Origin of the sequence: Stenotrophomonas maltophilia (assembly GCF_039555535.1) — a bacterium.
Classification (GTDB): domain Bacteria; phylum Pseudomonadota; class Gammaproteobacteria; order Xanthomonadales; family Xanthomonadaceae; genus Stenotrophomonas; species Stenotrophomonas maltophilia_Q.
Window position 1 is genome coordinate 1,286,560 of record NZ_CP154630.1, and the last position, 16,616, is coordinate 1,303,175.

Here is a 16,616-nt window from a genome sequence, read left to right on the forward strand (position 1 = left end):
ATCAGGAAACACGCAATGCAGGGAACGCAGCATTCAATCCGGCGTCCGCGCCACGTCGCGCTGCTGGCAGGTCTACTCGTGCTGGCGGCCTGCCAGCGCACACCGGATGCACCAATCGAGGCACCCGTAGCGGGCACAACCCTTGCCGCCCCGGCCACCGCAACAGACCTCTCTCCGTTGCTGGATGCGCTGCCGACCTGTGCGCTGGACGGCTGGTATATCGACCCTCAGGCCGATCGCCCGGTCCATCCCTGGCTGGCCGCGAACGCGCCGAAACCCTGCAAGGTGGACGAGGAAAACGAGATCGCCACGTTCTGCATGCGTGGGCAATGGAAGGGATTGCCGGTGGAGGAGGTGATCCTGCCGACGATGACGCTCGTTTCGTTCCGCGGGGCGAAGATCGGCCTGCCGTTGGAGACCGCGCGCGTGATCGTTCACCAGCGCTTCGGCCGGGACTTTCCGGGTGGTACGGCTTACGAGCAGGGCCGGGAGCCGAAGCTGATGGCCGATCCCGAGGATGCACAGCGCTCGTGGCTGCTGTGCAGCACACCGGAACCGGGAGACGACCTGGGCAGCCAGGCAGGCGTGAGCTATTCGGGCATGAACCTGCCCTACGACCACAACGGGTGCAGCTATCGCTACAGCCCGGTCGATTTCTGCGATGCGCAGCACGTGGCGCGCATCGAGGAAGCCCTCAGGAACGAGACACCCAACTTCAACCAGCACTACCTGCTGGTGCAGGTCGATGATCGCCCCGAGTTCTTCCAGCGCTCGGTGGTACTGATCGACACCCGTACCGGACGCGCCACGCCATTGCCGATCGATGCTTTCACCGGGCCGGCGGGGAAGGGCGGAGACGCTACCCGCTATGGGACCCTGGACACGGGCGTGGACCAGCAGCAGTTCTGCCTGGATGGCGCGTTGCTTGTCTATCGCGCGTTTGAGGAGGGGCGGTTCTGCTTCGGCTTTGACGGTGAGCGCTTCACCGGGCATGAAACCCAGTACATGCAGCCGATGGATGGCCGATGACCGGCATTTCACCCCGGCCGTGACACCCTGCCTGGCACCTGCACCCACGGGAACGAGGCTGTTGAAGGCGAACACGCAATGACCGCGGCGCGGCAGCGCTCGATGTGGGTGGCCGGCCTGTCCACGGTAGTGGAGTGGTACGACTTCACCCTGTACCTGTACTTCGCCACGGTGCTGTCGCGGGTGTTCTTCGGCGGTGGCGAGCAGGCGCTGCTGGTGACACTGGCCGGCTTTGCGGTGTCCTACCTGATGCGCCCGCTGGGCGCGCTGTGTTTTGGCCATCTGGGCGATCGGCTCGGCCGGCGCTGGATGCTGCTGGCGTCGATGGCGTTGATGGCAGCGGCGATGCTGGCTACCGCGCTGCTGCCGACCGCCGCCACCGCCGGCGCCACCGCCGGCGTGCTGCTGCTGGTGCTGCGCTGCGTGATGGCGTTTTCGGTGGGCGGCGAATACACCGGCGTGGTGGCCTACCTGCTGGAAAGCGCACCCGTGCGGCGACGAGGCCTGGTGACCTCGCTGGCATCGGCCGCCAGTGAAGTGGGCGCGCTGCTGGCGGTGGCGATTTCCGCGCTCACGGTCGCGCTGCTGCCCGCCGCGCAGCTGGACAGCTGGGGGTGGCGCATTCCGTTCTTCGTCGGTGCCGCGCTGGCGCTGGTGATCCTGGTCGCGCGCTCGGGCATGCACGAATCGCCCGAGTTCGAGCGCCAGCGGCGCGAGGGCAGCATTCCCGCCACGCCGTTGCGGCATGTGCTGCGCAACCATCCGGCAGCAGTGGCGCGCACCTTCGCGATCTCGGCGCTGGGTTCGATCACCTACTACGTGGGCATCACCTACGTGCCGGCATTCCTGCATGCGCAGGGCCACGACGAAGGCGACGCGCTCTGGTTGTCGACGATTGCGGCGGTGGCGGTGATTGCGATCACCCCGCTGTGCGGCGCCTTGTCCGACCGCGTGGGGCGCCGGCCGATGCTGCTGGGCCTGACGTTGCTGGCGGCGCTGCTGCCGCTGTCGCTGTTTGCGTGGATGGCGCAGGCTTCGGTGTGGGGCATCGCGCTGGCCGCGGTGCTGCTGGCCTGCGTGGCCGGTGGTGTAAGTGCGGTCGCGGCCCCGGCCACGGCCGAGCAGTTCCCGGGCGAAGGCCGGGTCAGCGGGTTGGCACTGGGCGTGACCATGGCCACCGCGGTGTTCGGCGGCGCGACACCGTGGCTGGCGCAATGGTGGGTGGAACGCAGCGGCTGGGCGGCGGCGCCGGGCGCGATGATCGCGCTGGTGGCGGTGCTGGTGCTGCCGGTGCTGTGGACCCTGCCCGAGACCGTCCCGGGCAGGGCCAGACGCTAGCCGATCAGACCTTCAGGGTCTGCTCGATGTCGGCCAGTACCGCGGCCGCATCCACGCCGATGGCGACGGACTGCAGCACGTGGCCATCCCACACGCTGGGGCCGAAGCCCATGCCTTCCGGCTTCGGAATGGTCATGCCACGGGCAACGCCGTCGGTGGCCACGCGCACGCTGGCACGTTCGAACTGGAACAGCTCCGGGCGGGTCAGCGCGATGCAGGCGCAGCAGTCGTGCACGACCATGCCCTTGTGGCCAGCCTGCAGGTAGAAGTCCACGTAGTCCTGCGACAGCGCACGCACCAGCTCGGCGTCGGTACCGCCGAGGGCGGCCAGCTTGTCCAGGCCGTCGCGGTCCATTTCCACGCGGGTGGTCACGTCCAGGCCGATCGCGGTGACCGGCCAATCGGTGGTGAACACCACATCGGCCGCTTCGGCATCGCCCCAGATGTTGGCCTCGGCGGCCGGGGTGATGTTGCCGTTGACGTGGAAGGCGCCGCCCATGATCACCACGCCACGTACAAGCCCGGCGATGTCCGGCGCCTGCTGCAGGGCCAGGGCCAGGTTGGTCATGCGGCCCACGGCGACCAGGGTCACTTCGCCCGGATGGGCGCGGACCAGGTCGATGATCAGCTGCGCGGCGGAGCGCGCATCAGCGGCCACGTCCAGGCTGGCCGGCACCGGGTGGTTGCCCAGGCCGTTGTGGCCGTGGATGTGCACCGGCCAGGCTTCCGGGGTGGCTTCCGGCTGCAGCGGGCCTGCGGCGCCGCGTGCGACCGGGGCGGCAAAGCCCCAGGCCTGCTTCAGGTACAGCGCGTTGTGCGTGGTCGACTCCACCGAGGCGTTGCCGAAGGTGGTGGTGACGCCGATCAGGTCGATCTGCGGGTGCTTGTGCAGGTACAGCAGGGCCAGGGCGTCGTCGACGCCCGGGTCGGTATCGAAAATGACTTTCAGCATGTTGTTGTTCTTCTTCTTCCGTGTGGTGCGGGGGGCGCCGGCGGCCCGGAGACAGGCCGGCGCGCCCTACATTGTCCCATCTTCATGACAGGCAGGGCCAATGCCGGCGCGGCGGGCCATAATGCCCCCAGGTCCTGGCACGGAACTGCCGCATGCTGATCGTTGCCCTTCTGCTGGTCCTGCTGGTGCTGGGCCTGAACGTGGTAGCCACCGTGGTCATCATCAGGCGCGACGGGCTTTCGGCGGGCGGCCGGACGGTGCAGCTGTTGCTGGTCTGGTTGTTGCCGCTGGTGGGCGCAATCCTGTGCATGGCGGTAGCCACCGCCGATGGCTCGGGAAGCCGCGGGGAGGGGGGCGCAAGCTACGACAGCTCCGGTGGGTATTCCGGTGACAACTACAGCCATCACAGCCACGGCAGCTCCGACTGCAGCAGTGATGGGGGGAGTAGTGACAGCGGCAGCTGCGGCGATTGAAGCCCGGCGCCCGGCTGTAGCGCCGAACCATGCTCGGCGGCTTCTACTGCTCGCGTCGGGTGCCAGCCGAGCATGGCTCGGCTCTACAGAAGCCTGCTCAGCCGCCGCCCTCGGTCGGCAACGGCGCTGGCACGTTCAACAGGCCTCCCGCGGCCACATAGGCGGCCAGCGCCTGGCCCTGGCTGAGCAGGTGGCGCTCCATGGTGCGTTCGGCCGCGGCGGCATCGCGCTTGCGGAAGCATTCCATCAGTTCGCGGTGCTCGGCCAGCGACTGCGCGGTACGGCCCGGGGTCAGCAACTGGCGGCCACGGTGCATCTTCAGGATGCGGTGCAGGTCGTGGGTGATGCGGATCAGCCACGGGTTGCCGGCATAGTGCTGCACGGTTTCGTGGATGAGGTAGTTGTTGCGGTAGTACTCGGCGATATTGCCCTCGGCCGCAGCCGTTTCCATCGCCGAATGCAGGTCTTCCAGCCGCTGTACCCCAGCATGATCGATATGCCTGACCGCTTCATGCGCGCAGCGGCCTTCCAGCATCGCCATCACCGGGAACAGCTGGTTGAGATCTTCCAGCGTAAGCCGGGTGACCCGCGCGCCACGACCGGCATCGATCTGCACCAGGCCTTCGGCGGCCAGCAGCTTCAGCGCTTCGCGCAGCGGCGTGCGGCTGATGCCCAGTTCCTCGCACAGCGCGGGCTCGTCAATCCACTCGCCCGGCGGCAGCCGGTAATCGTAGATGTGCTCGCGCACGTGTTCGGCCACCTCTTCATACAAAGGGGCGCGCTTCTTCGGGGACCGTGGAGCAGGGGCAATGGCCATGCGCAGAGTGTAACGCCAGGTCGCGCCGGCCAGCGGCCGGCACGACCGGGTAGCGGCTACATCCAGCCCGGTACCACGAACACCAGCCAGGCCAGCAGCGGCCCCAGCGCGACCACCAGCCCGCTGTAGACCAGGAAACGACGGAACAGGGTTTCGCGCTCTTCCTTCGCTGCCGATGCCACCACCAGGGCGCCATTGGTCGAGAACGGGCTGACATCGACGATGGTGGACGACACTGCCAGTGCACAGATCACGCCGGCCGCGCTGAGGTGGCCCTGCATCAGGAACGGCACCGCCAACGGAATCGTGGCGCCCAGTACTGCGGCCGATGAAGCGAATGCAGAGACGATGCCGCCGACGTAGCAGACCAGCAGCGCACCGAGCAGCGGGATTCCGATGTCGGACACGCCGTTGCCGATGAAATCCACCGCGCCGGCATGTTCCAGCACGCCGATGTAGGTCACCACGCCGCAGATCAGCAGCACGGTGGACCAGCTGATGCCATCGACCGCGCCCTTCTGGCTCTGCGGTGACAGCAGCGCCAGCGCCACCGCCACGGTGATCGAGACCAGGCCAACGTTGAGGTTGTAGATCAGCGCAGCAACGCCCAGGCCCAGCAGGCCGATCAAGGTGAACAGCCGCTCGCGGGTCAGGTTCACTGCATCCAGCGCCGCCGGATCATTGGACAGGGTGCCCCCGCCAGCGGCAACCAGCGCGCCGTGGCCTTCGATGGCGAACTGGCGTGACGATGCCTGCGGGCCGCCGACCATTGCCAGTTCGGCAGTGCCGATCGTTCCGGCCGCGGTGATCGAGCCACGCCGCAGCAGGGCAATACCGCCGAACGCGAAGAAGCAGATCGTGGCCATCATGAAGTTGAAGCCCAGGCTGCTCAGGAACACCGCCATCTCAGTCACTTCCAGCCCGGCTTTCTGCACCACGCCGTTGGTGATGCTGCCGTACACGCTGATCGGCGAGAAGCCGCCGGCCTGCGCACCGTGGATCACCAGCAGGCCCATCATCAGCGGGTTGATGTTGTATTGCTTGGCAAAGCGCAGCGCGACCGGCCCGATGATCGCCACCGCGGCGGGACCGAGTGCGCCGAAGGCAGTGAGGACCGCGGTGATGACGAACATCACCCACGGAATGGCCACGATATGGCCACGTACCGCTTTCACCGCCCAGTGCACCAGCAGGTCGATGGTGCCGTTCTTCTGCGCGATGGCGAACAGGTAGGTGATACCGACCAGGGTCAGGAACAGATCGCCGGGGAATCCGGCCAGGACCTCCTTGCCCCCCATGTCGACCCACAGCCCGCCGATGATGAAGGCCAGCGCGAAGGCGACAGCACCCATGTTGATCGGCATCGCGGTGGCGACGATGAACATGATCACCAGGCCGATGATCGTTGCGATTTGTGGACTCATGCGCCCTCCCAGACACGTGACTCACTTACAGCGCGGATGGAGACCCGCCATCCCGGGGTAAGGCGACGTACTGCGTGTTGCGTGATACGTACTGCTCGAACCCGTTACTGCAGCCGTTCCAGCGCGCTGCGGACCCATGCCGCGGCGCCGTCCAGGCTCTGGAACTCTTCCACCGCGCGCACTTCACAGCACGGATAGTCGGACGCGACCATGCGCGCCAATGCGTTGCCCGGGCCCAGCTGCAGGAACACCCGCGCGCCGCGCTCGAAGGCCTGGCGCATCACCTGCGCCCATTCGATGGTCTGGGCCAGCTGTGCCGACAGGGTGTGCACCGCTGCGGCGCGATCACGTACCGGTCGTGCATCGATACCGGCCAGCAGCGGCAGGCGCGGGGCCTGCAGCGCGGAGGCATCAAGGGCCGCAGCGAACGGTGCGACCGCCGCTGCCAGCAGCGGTGTGTGCGCCGGAACGTGCACCGGCAGCGGGCGGATGTCCGCCCCCTGTGCACGCGCTGCATCGGCAAGGCCCTGCAGCGAGGCGGGCCTGCCGCCGACGATGAAATGATCCTGGCCGTTGGCGATGGCCACGTATGCGCCCTGCGCATCGCAGAGTGCCTGCAGGCTGCGGCGGTCCAGGCCGAGCACCGCCTGCAGGCCTGCATCGGCGGGACTGGCGCTATCCATCAACTGCGCGCGCCGAGCTGCGAGGGCCAGGCAGGTGGCGGCATCAACGCTGCTGGCGATCGCATGCGCGGCCAGTTCACCGATGCTGTAGCCGGCCACCAGCACCGGTGCTGGCACCGCCTCGCGAAGTCCCAGCCAGTGCGCGAGGCTGGCTGCACACAGCAGGGGCTGCGCGAGTGCATTGTCGAAGCGCGATTCGTCAGCGGCCGCCGCGAACACGTCGCGTCCAAGCAGTGTGCTGGCAGCCTCAAGTACGTTGCTCGCGGCAGGCAGCTCGCGCACGCGCTCGAACATCGCGGCGTGCTGCGCGCCTTGTCCGGGGCAGAGCAGGGCAAGGCTCATACGCCCTCCTGTTGCAGCAGGAACCAGCTGCAGGCCAGCAGATCAGCACTGCCACCGGGGCTCAGGCGGCGTGCGACGAAGCGCTCACCGATGCCGTGAAGGCGTGCCTGCCAACCGACTGCGAAGGCACCGCCGCTTTCCAGAAAGCCACGTGCCTCCTGCTGGGCCCAGTGCAGGCCTTCGGCGCCGCCACGGTGCAGCAGGTTGAGGTCATCGATCTGCGCGACCAGCTGCATCAGGGTCTGGCATAGCGCCGCATCGTGCGTCAGGCCTTCCTCCAGTGCATGACGCAGCGTGGGCATCGCCAGCTCGCGCAGCACCGGGTAGCCGGCCGCCGCCTGCTCGCGTACGCCCGGCACGCGGTGGCGCATACGTGCCCGCTGGCCCGGGCTGCTGGCATCCAGTGGCGCGCTGGCGAAGTCGGCTGCCCAGTGCGGCACGGCCAGGCACACCTGTGCAGCCGAACCCGCATGGCCGTGCAGTTGGCGGTAGCGTGCCGATGCAGCGACCAGCAGGCCCAGGCTGAAGATTGCACCACGATGGGTATTGATGCCGCCGGTGGCCCGCAGCATCGCGGCCTCGGCGGCCAGCCCATGCATGCGCAGGACCGCGTAGGGCGCATCGTCGACGCCAGCATGGGCGATCGCGGTGAAGTAGTGGCGCAGGGCAAACAGGCTGCGCAGGAAGGTGCCGGCGTCCATGTCGTCATGGCTGCCGGTATCAAAGGGGGTGACCAGCCCAGGCTTGGGTGTGCAGGCCAGTTCGGCGTGCAGGCTGGCGATGGCCAGGCGGCCCAGTCGCGCGCTGTCCACGCGGGGGCGACAGGGCCGCTCGGCGTGGACGACGGCGTTCATGCGGCCACCCCGTTGGCGATGAACAAGCGATCGCGGGCTTCCAGCGCAGCACCATCCACACGCTTGACCAGTACCTCGCGGCTGCATCCGGCGTACTCGCGCCAGTTCACCGCGCCACCGTCGGCCAGGCACAGCTCGCCATCGACGCGGCGCGCGTGCGTGCGTTCCCAGTCCTGCAGGCGCTCGACCAGGGCATCGGCCTGGCCTGCGGCCCTTATCTGCCACAACAGATCGATGTCCGAGCGCGGATGCACATACGGCAAACCGCTCAGATGCTGCCAGGCGAATGCACCGAACACGCGTGCCGGTGCCAGCCGCTGCATCGCCTGCAGTGCGCTTCGCCAGTCGTCGGGTACGCCGCTGGCAACGACCTCGTCCAGCGCGGGCGGTGGCTGCAGTCGACGTGCCTCGTGCGGAGCCACGCGCAGCGCCAGCCGCAGCTTGCCCTCGCTCGGCGGCAGCGGCACCCCCAGGCGCAGGCGCGGGTCGGGGTCATCCGCGGCGCGGCGCGCCACCATTGCAGGCAGGCCCTGCGCGAACCACGCCGCCAGGCGGGGTTCCTGCGCAGCCACGTCGGCGCGCCAGTCGGCGTGGGCCGACAACCAGGCCAGGGTGTGGCGGGCGGGCTGCTCAGGCATCGCCGCGGGCCACCGCATCGGCAACATCCGCCGCCAGTGCACGACCGCCGCGCTGTGCAGCCAGCGCGGCGCGCGCATCGCCGTCGCTGGGTGTGCGCAGCGCCTGCAGCAGGTGCTGCGCACGATCGCCATCCCACAGCGATTCCACCGCACCCATCGCCACGTAGTTGGCCACACCCGGTGCGAACACCGGTGAGCTCTGGCTGAGCGCCTGCAGTTTTTCCAGCGGCTGCTTGGTCACTCGCGCCATCGCACGTATGTCCATCACGCGTACCTGTGCATCGGGCAGGGCATGGATGTGGTCGGCCATCAGGCCGAAGGACAGGAATCCGCCGCTTACCGATTCGCCGTACACCAGGGTGACCAGGCGCGCGCCACGGCGGCGGGCCAGGTCGAGGGTTTGAGCCAGGTGCGCGAAGTAGCCATTGATGCCCAGCAGTTCATCGCGACGGGCCAGGCGCTGGCCGGCGGTGTCGACCAGCATCACGATCGGCCGTTGCGGGTGGGTGGCGGTGCTGGCCAGCACGGTCCCGGCCAGCGCCAGCGCGTGGTCGACGCCGACCTCGATGCGGTCGGTGGTGCCGATCACGGTCACCTCGCCATCCTCGGTGGTGGCCGTGCCGGTCAGTACCGAGTCGTGGATGTCGATGTGGTGGCCGCGCGGGAAGAGTGCATCGAGCAGGGACTGCAGCGGTGCGCTCATGGCAGCCTCCGGTCGGCGGTGGCGGCAAGGAAGGCGTCGGTGTCCAGTAGAGGCAGTCGTTCGGGCTCGGCGATGCCCTGCCAGGCCCAGATTTCCAGCCCATCACGGCAATCGCCCCAGGCCTGCACGCGGGCTTTCAATGCCGCATGGCGTTTCTGCAGCGCGGCCAGTGCAGCCTCGGTATCGGTGCTGGCGGCATCGGGCTGCAGCGCATCGCCTGCGGCCTGTGCGAAGGCTTCGATGGCGTCGGGTACCAGCACCTGCGCCTGGTCGATCAAATAGCGGTGCTTGCCACCGGTCACGCGCCAGACCAGCGCGCGGTCACGCGAGTCGAATTCCTCCACGCCGCGTACGGTCTCGATCACTTCCGGCCCGGACAGCGACAGCCGGCCTTCCTCGGACATGATCACCGTGGTGCAGCAGCGGGCGACGATGCCCATGCCGCCGAATGCGCCGTTGCCGCTGCCGATCAGCGCGACGACCGGTACGCCGGCCGCGCGTGCGCCAAAGGTCGCACGCATGATTTCGGAGATCGCGATCAGCCCGGCATTGGCTTCATGCAGGCGCACGCCACCGGTATCGAGTAGCAGCAGCACGCCATCGGGGCGGGTTTCCGCCGCGCGACGCAGCAATCCGGTCAGCTTGGCACCGTGTACTTCGCCCACGCCACCGCCCATGAACTGCCCCTGCTGCGCGGCCAGCAGTACGCGCTTGCCGCGCAGCGTGGCTTCGCCCACCACGACGCCATCGTCGAACGCGGCCGGCTGGTCCAGCTGGGCCAGGTGCGGGCTCATCGTCCTCCGCGCCGGGCCAAGGAATTCGCGGAACGAACCGGCGTCGACCAGTCCGGCGATGCGCTCGCGCGCATCGGCTTCGTAATAGCTGTGGCGCTGTACGTGGCTCATGGCGTGCCCCCGGCCAGCAGGGTTTCCACGGCCTGGTCCAGGCGCAGGCTGACTACCGCCGGGGTCGCACCGGCATCGTTGATGGATACGCGCACGTCGCGCAGCGGATGGCGCTGGGCGAAATCGGCGATCACCGCCTGCCAGATGGTGCCGAAGCCCTGCGCGGCGGTGATGATGCGCACGGTCATTGCGCCGTCCAGATCATCCGGTTCCAGCAGGATTTCCAGGTTGCCCGAGGCCAGCACGCCCACCAGCACCGCATCGCGCGGGAAGTGCACAGCCGTGCGGCCGTCGAATCGATAGTCGAGGGTTTCCATGCTCTTTCCCTTACCAGTTGCGGAAGCGCTTGGGCGGGTCGTACAGGCCGCCGGACCAGCGCACCAGGTCCTTCACCGAGCGCGCGGCCAGCAGGTCGCGGCTGGCATCGCGCGGCGAAATGTCCAGATCTTCCGGGCGGCGGATCACGCCACGGTCGCGCAGGTTTTCCACCATCGCGCGGTCGCGGCCAAGGCCGACGGCGGTGTAGCCGGATACGCCGCGGATCGCCTGTTCGCGTTCTTCCGGCGTGCGGCACAGCAGCAGGTTGGCGATGCCTTCCTCGGTCAGTACGTGGCTGACGTCGTCGCCGTAGATCATTACCGGCGGCAGCGGCATCTGTGCGCGCTCGGCCAGTTCCCAGGCGTCAAGACGTTCAACGAAGGCCGGTGCCATGTGCTCGCGGAAGGTTTCCACCATCTGCACCACCAGCTTGCGCCCGCGCGGCATTTCGCCAGGGCGGGCGGCCTGCTGGCCGGCCTTGGTCCAGGCATCGCTGGCGTGGCGGCGACCGCGTGCATCCGAGCCCATGTTCGGCGCGCCGCCAAAGCCGGCGATGCGGTCGCGGGTGGCGGTGGAGCTGTTGCCCTGCAGGTCGATCTGCAGGGTGGAGCCGATGAACATGTCGCAGGCGTACAGGCCGGCAGTCTGCGAGAACGCGCGGTTGGAACGCATCGAGCCATCGGCGCCGGTGAAGAACACATCGCCACGGGCAGCGATGTACTTCTCCATGCCCAGTTCCGAACCGAACGAGTGCACCGACTTCACGAACCCGGATTCAATGGCCGGAATCAGCGCCGGATGCGGGTTCAGTGCCCAGTGCTGGCAGATTTTTCCCTTCAGGCCGAGTGACTCGGCGTAGGTGGGCAGCAGCAGTTCGATCGCGGCGGTGTCGAAGCCGATGCCATGGTTCAGGCGGTTCACGCCGTACTCGGCGTAGATGCCCTTGATCGCCATCATCGCCATCAACACCTGGATCTCGGAAATCTGCGCCGGATCGCGGGTGAACAACGGCTCGATATGGTTCGGCTTCGGTGCCTGCACCACGAAGTTGACCCAGTCGGCGGGTATATCGACGCGGGGCAGGGTGTCGACGATCTCGTTGACCTGGGCGATGACGATGCCGCCCCGGAACGCAGTGGCTTCGACGATCACCGGGGTGTCCTCGGTGTTCGGGCCGGTGTAGAGGTTGCCGTGGCGGTCGGCGGCCTGCGCCGCCACCAGGGCCACGCGCGGGGTCAGGTCGATGAAGTACCGGCCGAACAGCTCCAGGTAGGTGTGGATGGCGCCGATCTGGATGCGCCCTTCGGCCACCAGGTTGGCCAGCCGCACCGACTGCGGACCGGAGAAGGAGAAATCGAGCCTGGAGGCGACGCCGCGCTCGAACACATCCAGGTGCGAGGGCAGCGACAGCACCGACTGCACCATGTGCAGGTCGTGCACCCGTGCCGGGTCGAGGCCGGCCAGCACCTGGGCCAGGAAGTCGGCCTGCTTCTGGTTGTTGCCCTCCAGACAGACCTTGTCACCCGGCTCCAGCAGCGCGTGCAGCAGTTCGCGCACGTCGTCGGCCGCGACCTGGTGCCCGCGCGCCCACGGCACGGCACGTTCCAGGCGCGCCTGGCGGCTGCGTTCCAACGTATCCCAGCTCGGGTTCATCGACCGGCGTCCGATTGGCGTTGTAATAATTACGGCATAATTACGACGTGGGGTATGGCATGCCGACCAACGGTCGGCGCCCGCCCAAAGGAAAGGCCCGCACGGAGGCGGGCCCTTTCTTGCTGCCTTGGGGTCAGAGCCCTTTCCTGCGGAAAGGTATCCGACCCCGGGCATGCGCTTGGCTCAGAACTTCCAGCGCAGGCTGGCCGACACGAATCGCGGCTCGCCGAAGTTGTTGTAGTCCAGGTTGGCCCAGTAGGTCTTGTCCAGCGCATTGCGCACGCTCAGCGTCGCCGTCCAGTTGTCGCTGATGCGGTAGTTGGCGTTGAACTGCACCAGCGAGTACGCCGGCTGGTTGACCGTGACCGTGCCGCCCAGCGGGTAGGCGATGTTGTAGCCCTGCACCTTGCTCTGCCACTGCAGGCCGCCGCCAACGCTCAGGCGTTCCAGCGCGCCGCGCAGCTGCAGCTGGGTGTTGAGCTGCAACAGATCCTTCGGCGGATTGGCGTACAGCAGGTCGGTAGCCGCGCGGGTGACCTTGACGTGGGTGTAGCCGGCATTGACCGTCCAGCCCGGCAGGATCTCGCCGTTGACGTCCATCTCCCAGCCGCGCGCCTTGGTGCCGTTGACGCCGACGTAGGCGGAGGTGCCATCGCTGAGCGAACCCTCCGGCACGCCCATGTCGCGCACCGCGTAGTTGTCCTGCTTGGCCTCGAACACGGCGGCATTGGCGGTCAGGCGGCCATCCAGCCACTGGGTCTTGATGCCTGCTTCCAGGTTCGAGCCCTGCACCGGTGCCAGCAGGTTCTCGTTGCGGTCCTTGAAGTTCTGCGGGTTGAAGATCTCGGTGTAGCTGGCATAGGCCGACACGTTCGGGGTGATGTCGTAGACCAGGCCCACGTAGGGGGTGACTTCATCGCTCACCTTGTACGCACCGCTGGTGCCGGTGTAGGCGCCTGCGGCGTTGTACGAGCGGCTGAGGGTTTCCCAGCGGCTCAGGCGCGCACCGGCAATCAGCGACAGCGGATCGGCCAGGCGCAGGCGGGTGGCCAGGTAGACGCCACTCTGCGTGGTCTTGGCCACGCGGCGTGCGCCGGTGCGACGGTAGGTCACTTCGGAGATGTCGCCGTTCCAGCTGTACACATTGGGGATGTAGTAGCAGCGCTCGCTGCCACAGCGCGCCCAGTCGGTCGGGTAGTTCAGCGCCAGGGTGTTGGTGGTGCCTTCCAGGTCCGACCACTGTGCGCCGAGGGTCACGTCGTGATCACGGCCGAACAGATCGAAACTGCCGGCCAGGTAGGCATCGACATTACGGCGGGTGTCCTTGGAATCACCGGCGGCCGCGCGCAGGAAGATGCCCGAGCCGGTCACCGGGTCCGGGTTGCCGGTGCCGTACAGGCGCACGTTCTGTACGTTGCCACGGGTGTAGGCGGTGTTGATCTTCAGCAGCCAGTTGTCACCGAAGCGCTGTTCGAGGTTGGCGAACGCGGTGTTGCTCTCGCGCTTCCAGTAGCTCCACTTCGGCGACAGGTTGGTCGAACGCGGCAGGTGGGCGAAGTTGCCCTGGTTGTCGAAGAACGGCACGGTGCCCCAGGTCGAGCCGGTCGGGTTGTTGTCCTGGCTCTGGTAACCGAGGGTGATCGTCGTGCTGTCGGTGACGTCGCCCTCCAGCACCGCCATGCCGGCCATCTTGTTCTCGTCGTAGCGGTCGTAATACAGGCCACGATCGGTATAGGCGGTGACCACGCGGCTGCGGAAACGGCCGTCATCGGTCAGCGGTGCGGTCACGTCCGCCTCCATGCGCCGATAGTCCCAGCTGCCGGCGCTGACCGCGAACGAGGCATCGAACTCCTTGCCCGGGCGCTTGCGCAGCAGGTTCACCGTGGCCGACGGCACGCCGGCGCCACTGAGCAGGCCGTTGGCGCCGCGGATCACTTCGATGCGGTCGTAGAAGGCGGTGTCGTATTCCTGGTTGGTCGAACCGCTGTAGGTCGGGATGCCGTCGACCTGGAAGTCAGTGATGGCGAAGCCGCGTGCGTAGTACAGCGGGCGCTGGGTGTCATAGAAGGACACGCTGACGCCGGTGACGTTGCGCATCACGTCGTTGATGCTGAACAGCGATTCGTCCTGCAGGCGCTTCAGGCTGATCGCAGTGGCCGACTGCGGGGTTTCCTGCAGCGTGATCGGCAGGCGGGTGGTGCTGGATGGCGGAGCGGACTGCTCGGCATGGACGCTGACCCGGTCCAGGGTCTTGGCATCGGCGGCGCCATCGGCCGCAGCGAACGCACTGGGTGCGGCCAGCAGGGACAGCGACGAAAGCAGGGCAGCCGGCAGCAGCGCGCGGCGGGGCAGGCGGTTGGGCAGGGTCGGAAACATGGTGGGCTCGAAGCTCGGAAGCGGGGGAAGGGCGGCAACAGTCGTCAAGCACCCGGGGCGGCGGCTTCGGGCACATCAGGTCCATCTGGGAGGGGCGCGGTCACTGCGCAGGGTGCAAATGTAAATACTTCTTAACAACATTACAATTCGCGTTATTGTGCGCAGGGTTCCCGGCACGGGGCATCGCTTTCTGTAGAGCCGAGCCATGCTCGGCTGCTTTTTGCCGGAGCCGAGCATGGGCTCGGCTCTACAGGCGGTGGCCCGCCCAAACGCAAACGGCCACCCGAAGGTGGCCGTCCGTCTGCATCTCAAGGAACGCGCAGGCTTACAGTGCCTGCAGTTCCTCATTGGCGTTGCGCTTTTCCTTGGCCGGCGTCGGAACCGGGGCCGGAACTGCGGCCGGTGCAGGCGCTGCCGCGTTGCCATCCACCGGTACTTCAAGGTAGGGCAGGTGCAGGGTCTGGCTGGTCAGTGTGCGGATCTCGTTCACCAGCGCCGCGCTGTCGTTGAGCTTGCGCCCGTACGACGGCACGATCTCGCGCAGGCGGGTCTCCCAGCCGGCCTTCATCTGGTCCGGGAAGGCCTTGGCCATCAGGTCCAGCATGATCGGCGGCGAGGTCGACGCACCCGGCGAAGCGCCGAGCAGGGCGGCGAGGGTGTGGTCCTTGTCGGTCACGATCTCGGTACCGAACTGCAGCACCGCGCCCTTCAGCGGATCGCGCTTGATGATCTGCACGCGCTGGCCGGCGGTGATCAGCTTCCAGTCACCCGGCTTGGCATTGGGGAAGTACTTGATCAGCTCGGCCTGGCGGTCGGCATCGTTCAGGCGTGCCTGGCCCATCAGGTACTGCACCAGGTCCAGGTTGTCCTTGCCCACTTCCAGCATCGGGCCGACGTTGTTGTGGGTGACCGAGGAATACAGATCCCACCACGAGCCGTGCTTGAGGAACTTGGTGCTGTACAGCGCGAACGGCCCGAACAGCACCACCGGCTTGCCGTCCAGCTTGCGCGCATCCAGGTGCGGCACCGACATCGGCGGCGAACCGGTCTCGGCCATGCCGTAGGCCTTCACGCCATGGCGCGAGGTCACGTCCTGGCCCTGGAAGGCGAGGAACTGGCCACCGACCGGGAAGCCGGCGTAGTCCTTCGATTCCGGAATGCCCGACATCTGCAGCAGCTTGAGCGCGGCGCCACCGGCACCGATGAACACGAAGCGGGCGTGGGTGGTGGACTCGGTGCCGGCCTTGAGGTCCTTCACCGTCACGTTCCAGCTCTTGTCGGTGTTCTGCCGCAGCGCGCTCACTTCATGGTTCAGATGCAGGCTGAAGTTCGGGCTGCGCTGCAGGCCGGTGGTCAGCTGGCGGGTGATCACGCCGAAGTTGACGTCGGTGCCCAGCGGCATCCAGGTCGCGGCGACCTTCTGCTTCGGGTCACGGCCTTCCATCAGCAGCGGTGCCCATTGCTTGATCTGGGCCGGATCCTCGGAGTACTGCATGCCGTAGAACAGCGGGTTCTTCACCAGGGCCTGCTGGCGCTTGTGCAGGTAGGCGATGTTGTCATCGCCCCAGACGAAGCTCATGTGCGGGGTCGGGTTGATGAAGTCGCTGGGCTGGCTCAGCCGGCCTTCCTTGACCTGGTGCGACCAGAACTGGCGCGAGACCTCGAACGATTCGGCGATGCCGACCGCGCGCTTGGTCTCGATGCTGCCGTCGGGCAGTTCCGGGGTGTAGTTCAGTTCGGCGAAGGCCGAGTGGCCGGTGCCGGCGTTGTTCCAGCCGTCGGAGCTTTCACCGGCGACGCCGTCGAGGCGTTCGTAGACCTGGATGTTCCAGTCCGGCTGCAGTTCCTGCAGGTAGGTGGCCAGGGTGATGCTCATGATGCCGGCGCCGACCAGCACAACGTCGACGGGCTTGTCGTTGCTGGCGGCGGGCACCGAGCGCTGGGTCAGCGGCCAGTACAGGAACAGCGCGGCGGCCAGCAACAGCAGCACGAGCAGGGCGAGCAGGGCCTTGCCAAATTTCTTCATGGGGGCGGGATCGTTGGCGGAGGGGAGGAGGTCAGGATGCGCATGAAGCAGGGAAAGGGCGTGAAGAAACAACGCCTTGCAGCAT

General features: G+C 67.4%; 15 protein-coding genes. 3 read left to right on the forward strand and 12 right to left on the reverse strand.

All coding sequences use genetic code 11. The features are described 5' to 3' along the window. The first annotated feature begins 15 nt into the window (after positions 1-15). Together AASM09_RS05975 and AASM09_RS05980 are read left to right on the forward strand one after the other, a co-directional pair. Complete coding sequence (locus AASM09_RS05975) at positions 16-1,029, forward strand: hypothetical protein (protein ID WP_049430002.1); 1,014 nt, start codon at positions 16-18, stop codon at positions 1,027-1,029. 78 nt (positions 1,030-1,107) lie between these two features. Continuing rightward, positions 1,108-2,367: an MFS transporter gene (locus tag AASM09_RS05980; protein WP_049430001.1), complete on the forward strand. Its 1,260-nt coding sequence runs from the start codon at positions 1,108-1,110 to the stop codon at positions 2,365-2,367. Between the two features lie 4 nt (positions 2,368-2,371). On the opposite strand, the gene AASM09_RS05985 is transcribed toward AASM09_RS05980, so the two are convergent. Further along, the gene (locus AASM09_RS05985) at positions 2,372-3,319 is read right to left on the reverse strand and encodes a nucleoside hydrolase (protein ID WP_049430000.1); all 948 of its coding nucleotides are present in this window, start codon (positions 3,317-3,319) and stop codon (positions 2,372-2,374) included. Between the two features lie 152 nt (positions 3,320-3,471). Here AASM09_RS05985 and AASM09_RS05990 point away from each other — a divergent pair, with 152 nt between their 5' ends. Beyond that, complete coding sequence (locus AASM09_RS05990) at positions 3,472-3,792, forward strand: hypothetical protein (protein WP_049429999.1); 321 nt, start codon at positions 3,472-3,474, stop codon at positions 3,790-3,792. A 97-nt stretch (positions 3,793-3,889) separates the two neighbouring features. On the opposite strand, the gene AASM09_RS05995 is transcribed toward AASM09_RS05990, so the two are convergent. From AASM09_RS05995 to mqo, 11 genes are all read right to left on the reverse strand, one after another. Continuing rightward, complete coding sequence (locus tag AASM09_RS05995) at positions 3,890-4,609, reverse strand: GntR family transcriptional regulator (protein WP_049429998.1); 720 nt, start codon at positions 4,607-4,609, stop codon at positions 3,890-3,892. Between the two features lie 56 nt (positions 4,610-4,665). Further along, positions 4,666-6,033 carry an SLC13 family permease gene (locus AASM09_RS06000; protein WP_049429997.1) on the reverse strand — a complete coding sequence of 456 codons (1,368 nt, stop codon included), beginning with the start codon at positions 6,031-6,033 and terminating at the stop codon, positions 4,666-4,668. A 104-nt stretch (positions 6,034-6,137) separates the two neighbouring features. Further along, on the reverse strand, positions 6,138-7,058 hold the full coding sequence (mdcH, locus tag AASM09_RS06005) for a malonate decarboxylase subunit epsilon (RefSeq protein ID WP_049429996.1): 921 nt from the start codon (positions 7,056-7,058) through the stop codon (positions 6,138-6,140). Further along, the gene (mdcB, locus tag AASM09_RS06010; protein ID WP_049429995.1) at positions 7,055-7,912 is read right to left on the reverse strand and encodes a triphosphoribosyl-dephospho-CoA synthase MdcB; all 858 of its coding nucleotides are present in this window, start codon (positions 7,910-7,912) and stop codon (positions 7,055-7,057) included. Before mdcB ends, mdcH begins: the two co-directional genes overlap by 4 nt. Then, positions 7,909-8,550 carry a malonate decarboxylase holo-[acyl-carrier-protein] synthase gene (mdcG, locus tag AASM09_RS06015; RefSeq protein WP_049430052.1) on the reverse strand — a complete coding sequence of 214 codons (642 nt, stop codon included), beginning with the start codon at positions 8,548-8,550 and terminating at the stop codon, positions 7,909-7,911. Before mdcG ends, mdcB begins: the two co-directional genes overlap by 4 nt. Continuing rightward, a complete protein-coding gene (gene mdcE / locus AASM09_RS06020; protein WP_049429994.1) occupies positions 8,543-9,253 on the reverse strand; it encodes a biotin-independent malonate decarboxylase subunit gamma in 711 nt (236 codons plus the stop codon). The genes mdcG and mdcE overlap by 8 nt, the downstream gene beginning before the upstream one ends. Next, the gene (locus AASM09_RS06025; protein ID WP_049429993.1) at positions 9,250-10,158 is read right to left on the reverse strand and encodes a biotin-independent malonate decarboxylase subunit beta; all 909 of its coding nucleotides are present in this window, start codon (positions 10,156-10,158) and stop codon (positions 9,250-9,252) included. The genes mdcE and AASM09_RS06025 overlap by 4 nt, the downstream gene beginning before the upstream one ends. Further along, positions 10,155-10,475 (reverse strand): malonate decarboxylase acyl carrier protein, encoded by a 321-nt coding sequence (gene mdcC / locus AASM09_RS06030; protein ID WP_049429992.1) that lies wholly within the window; start codon positions 10,473-10,475, stop codon positions 10,155-10,157. Before mdcC ends, AASM09_RS06025 begins: the two co-directional genes overlap by 4 nt. A 10-nt stretch (positions 10,476-10,485) precedes the next feature. Further along, positions 10,486-12,129, reverse strand: a complete 1,644-nt coding sequence (mdcA, locus tag AASM09_RS06035; protein ID WP_049429991.1) for a malonate decarboxylase subunit alpha — start codon at positions 12,127-12,129, stop codon at positions 10,486-10,488. A 183-nt stretch (positions 12,130-12,312) separates the two neighbouring features. After that, the gene (locus tag AASM09_RS06040; RefSeq protein ID WP_049429990.1) at positions 12,313-14,505 is read right to left on the reverse strand and encodes a TonB-dependent siderophore receptor; all 2,193 of its coding nucleotides are present in this window, start codon (positions 14,503-14,505) and stop codon (positions 12,313-12,315) included. Between the two features lie 325 nt (positions 14,506-14,830). Further along, positions 14,831-16,531, reverse strand: a complete 1,701-nt coding sequence (mqo, locus tag AASM09_RS06045) for a malate dehydrogenase (quinone) (protein WP_100443782.1) — start codon at positions 16,529-16,531, stop codon at positions 14,831-14,833. Positions 16,532-16,616 lie beyond the last annotated feature (85 nt).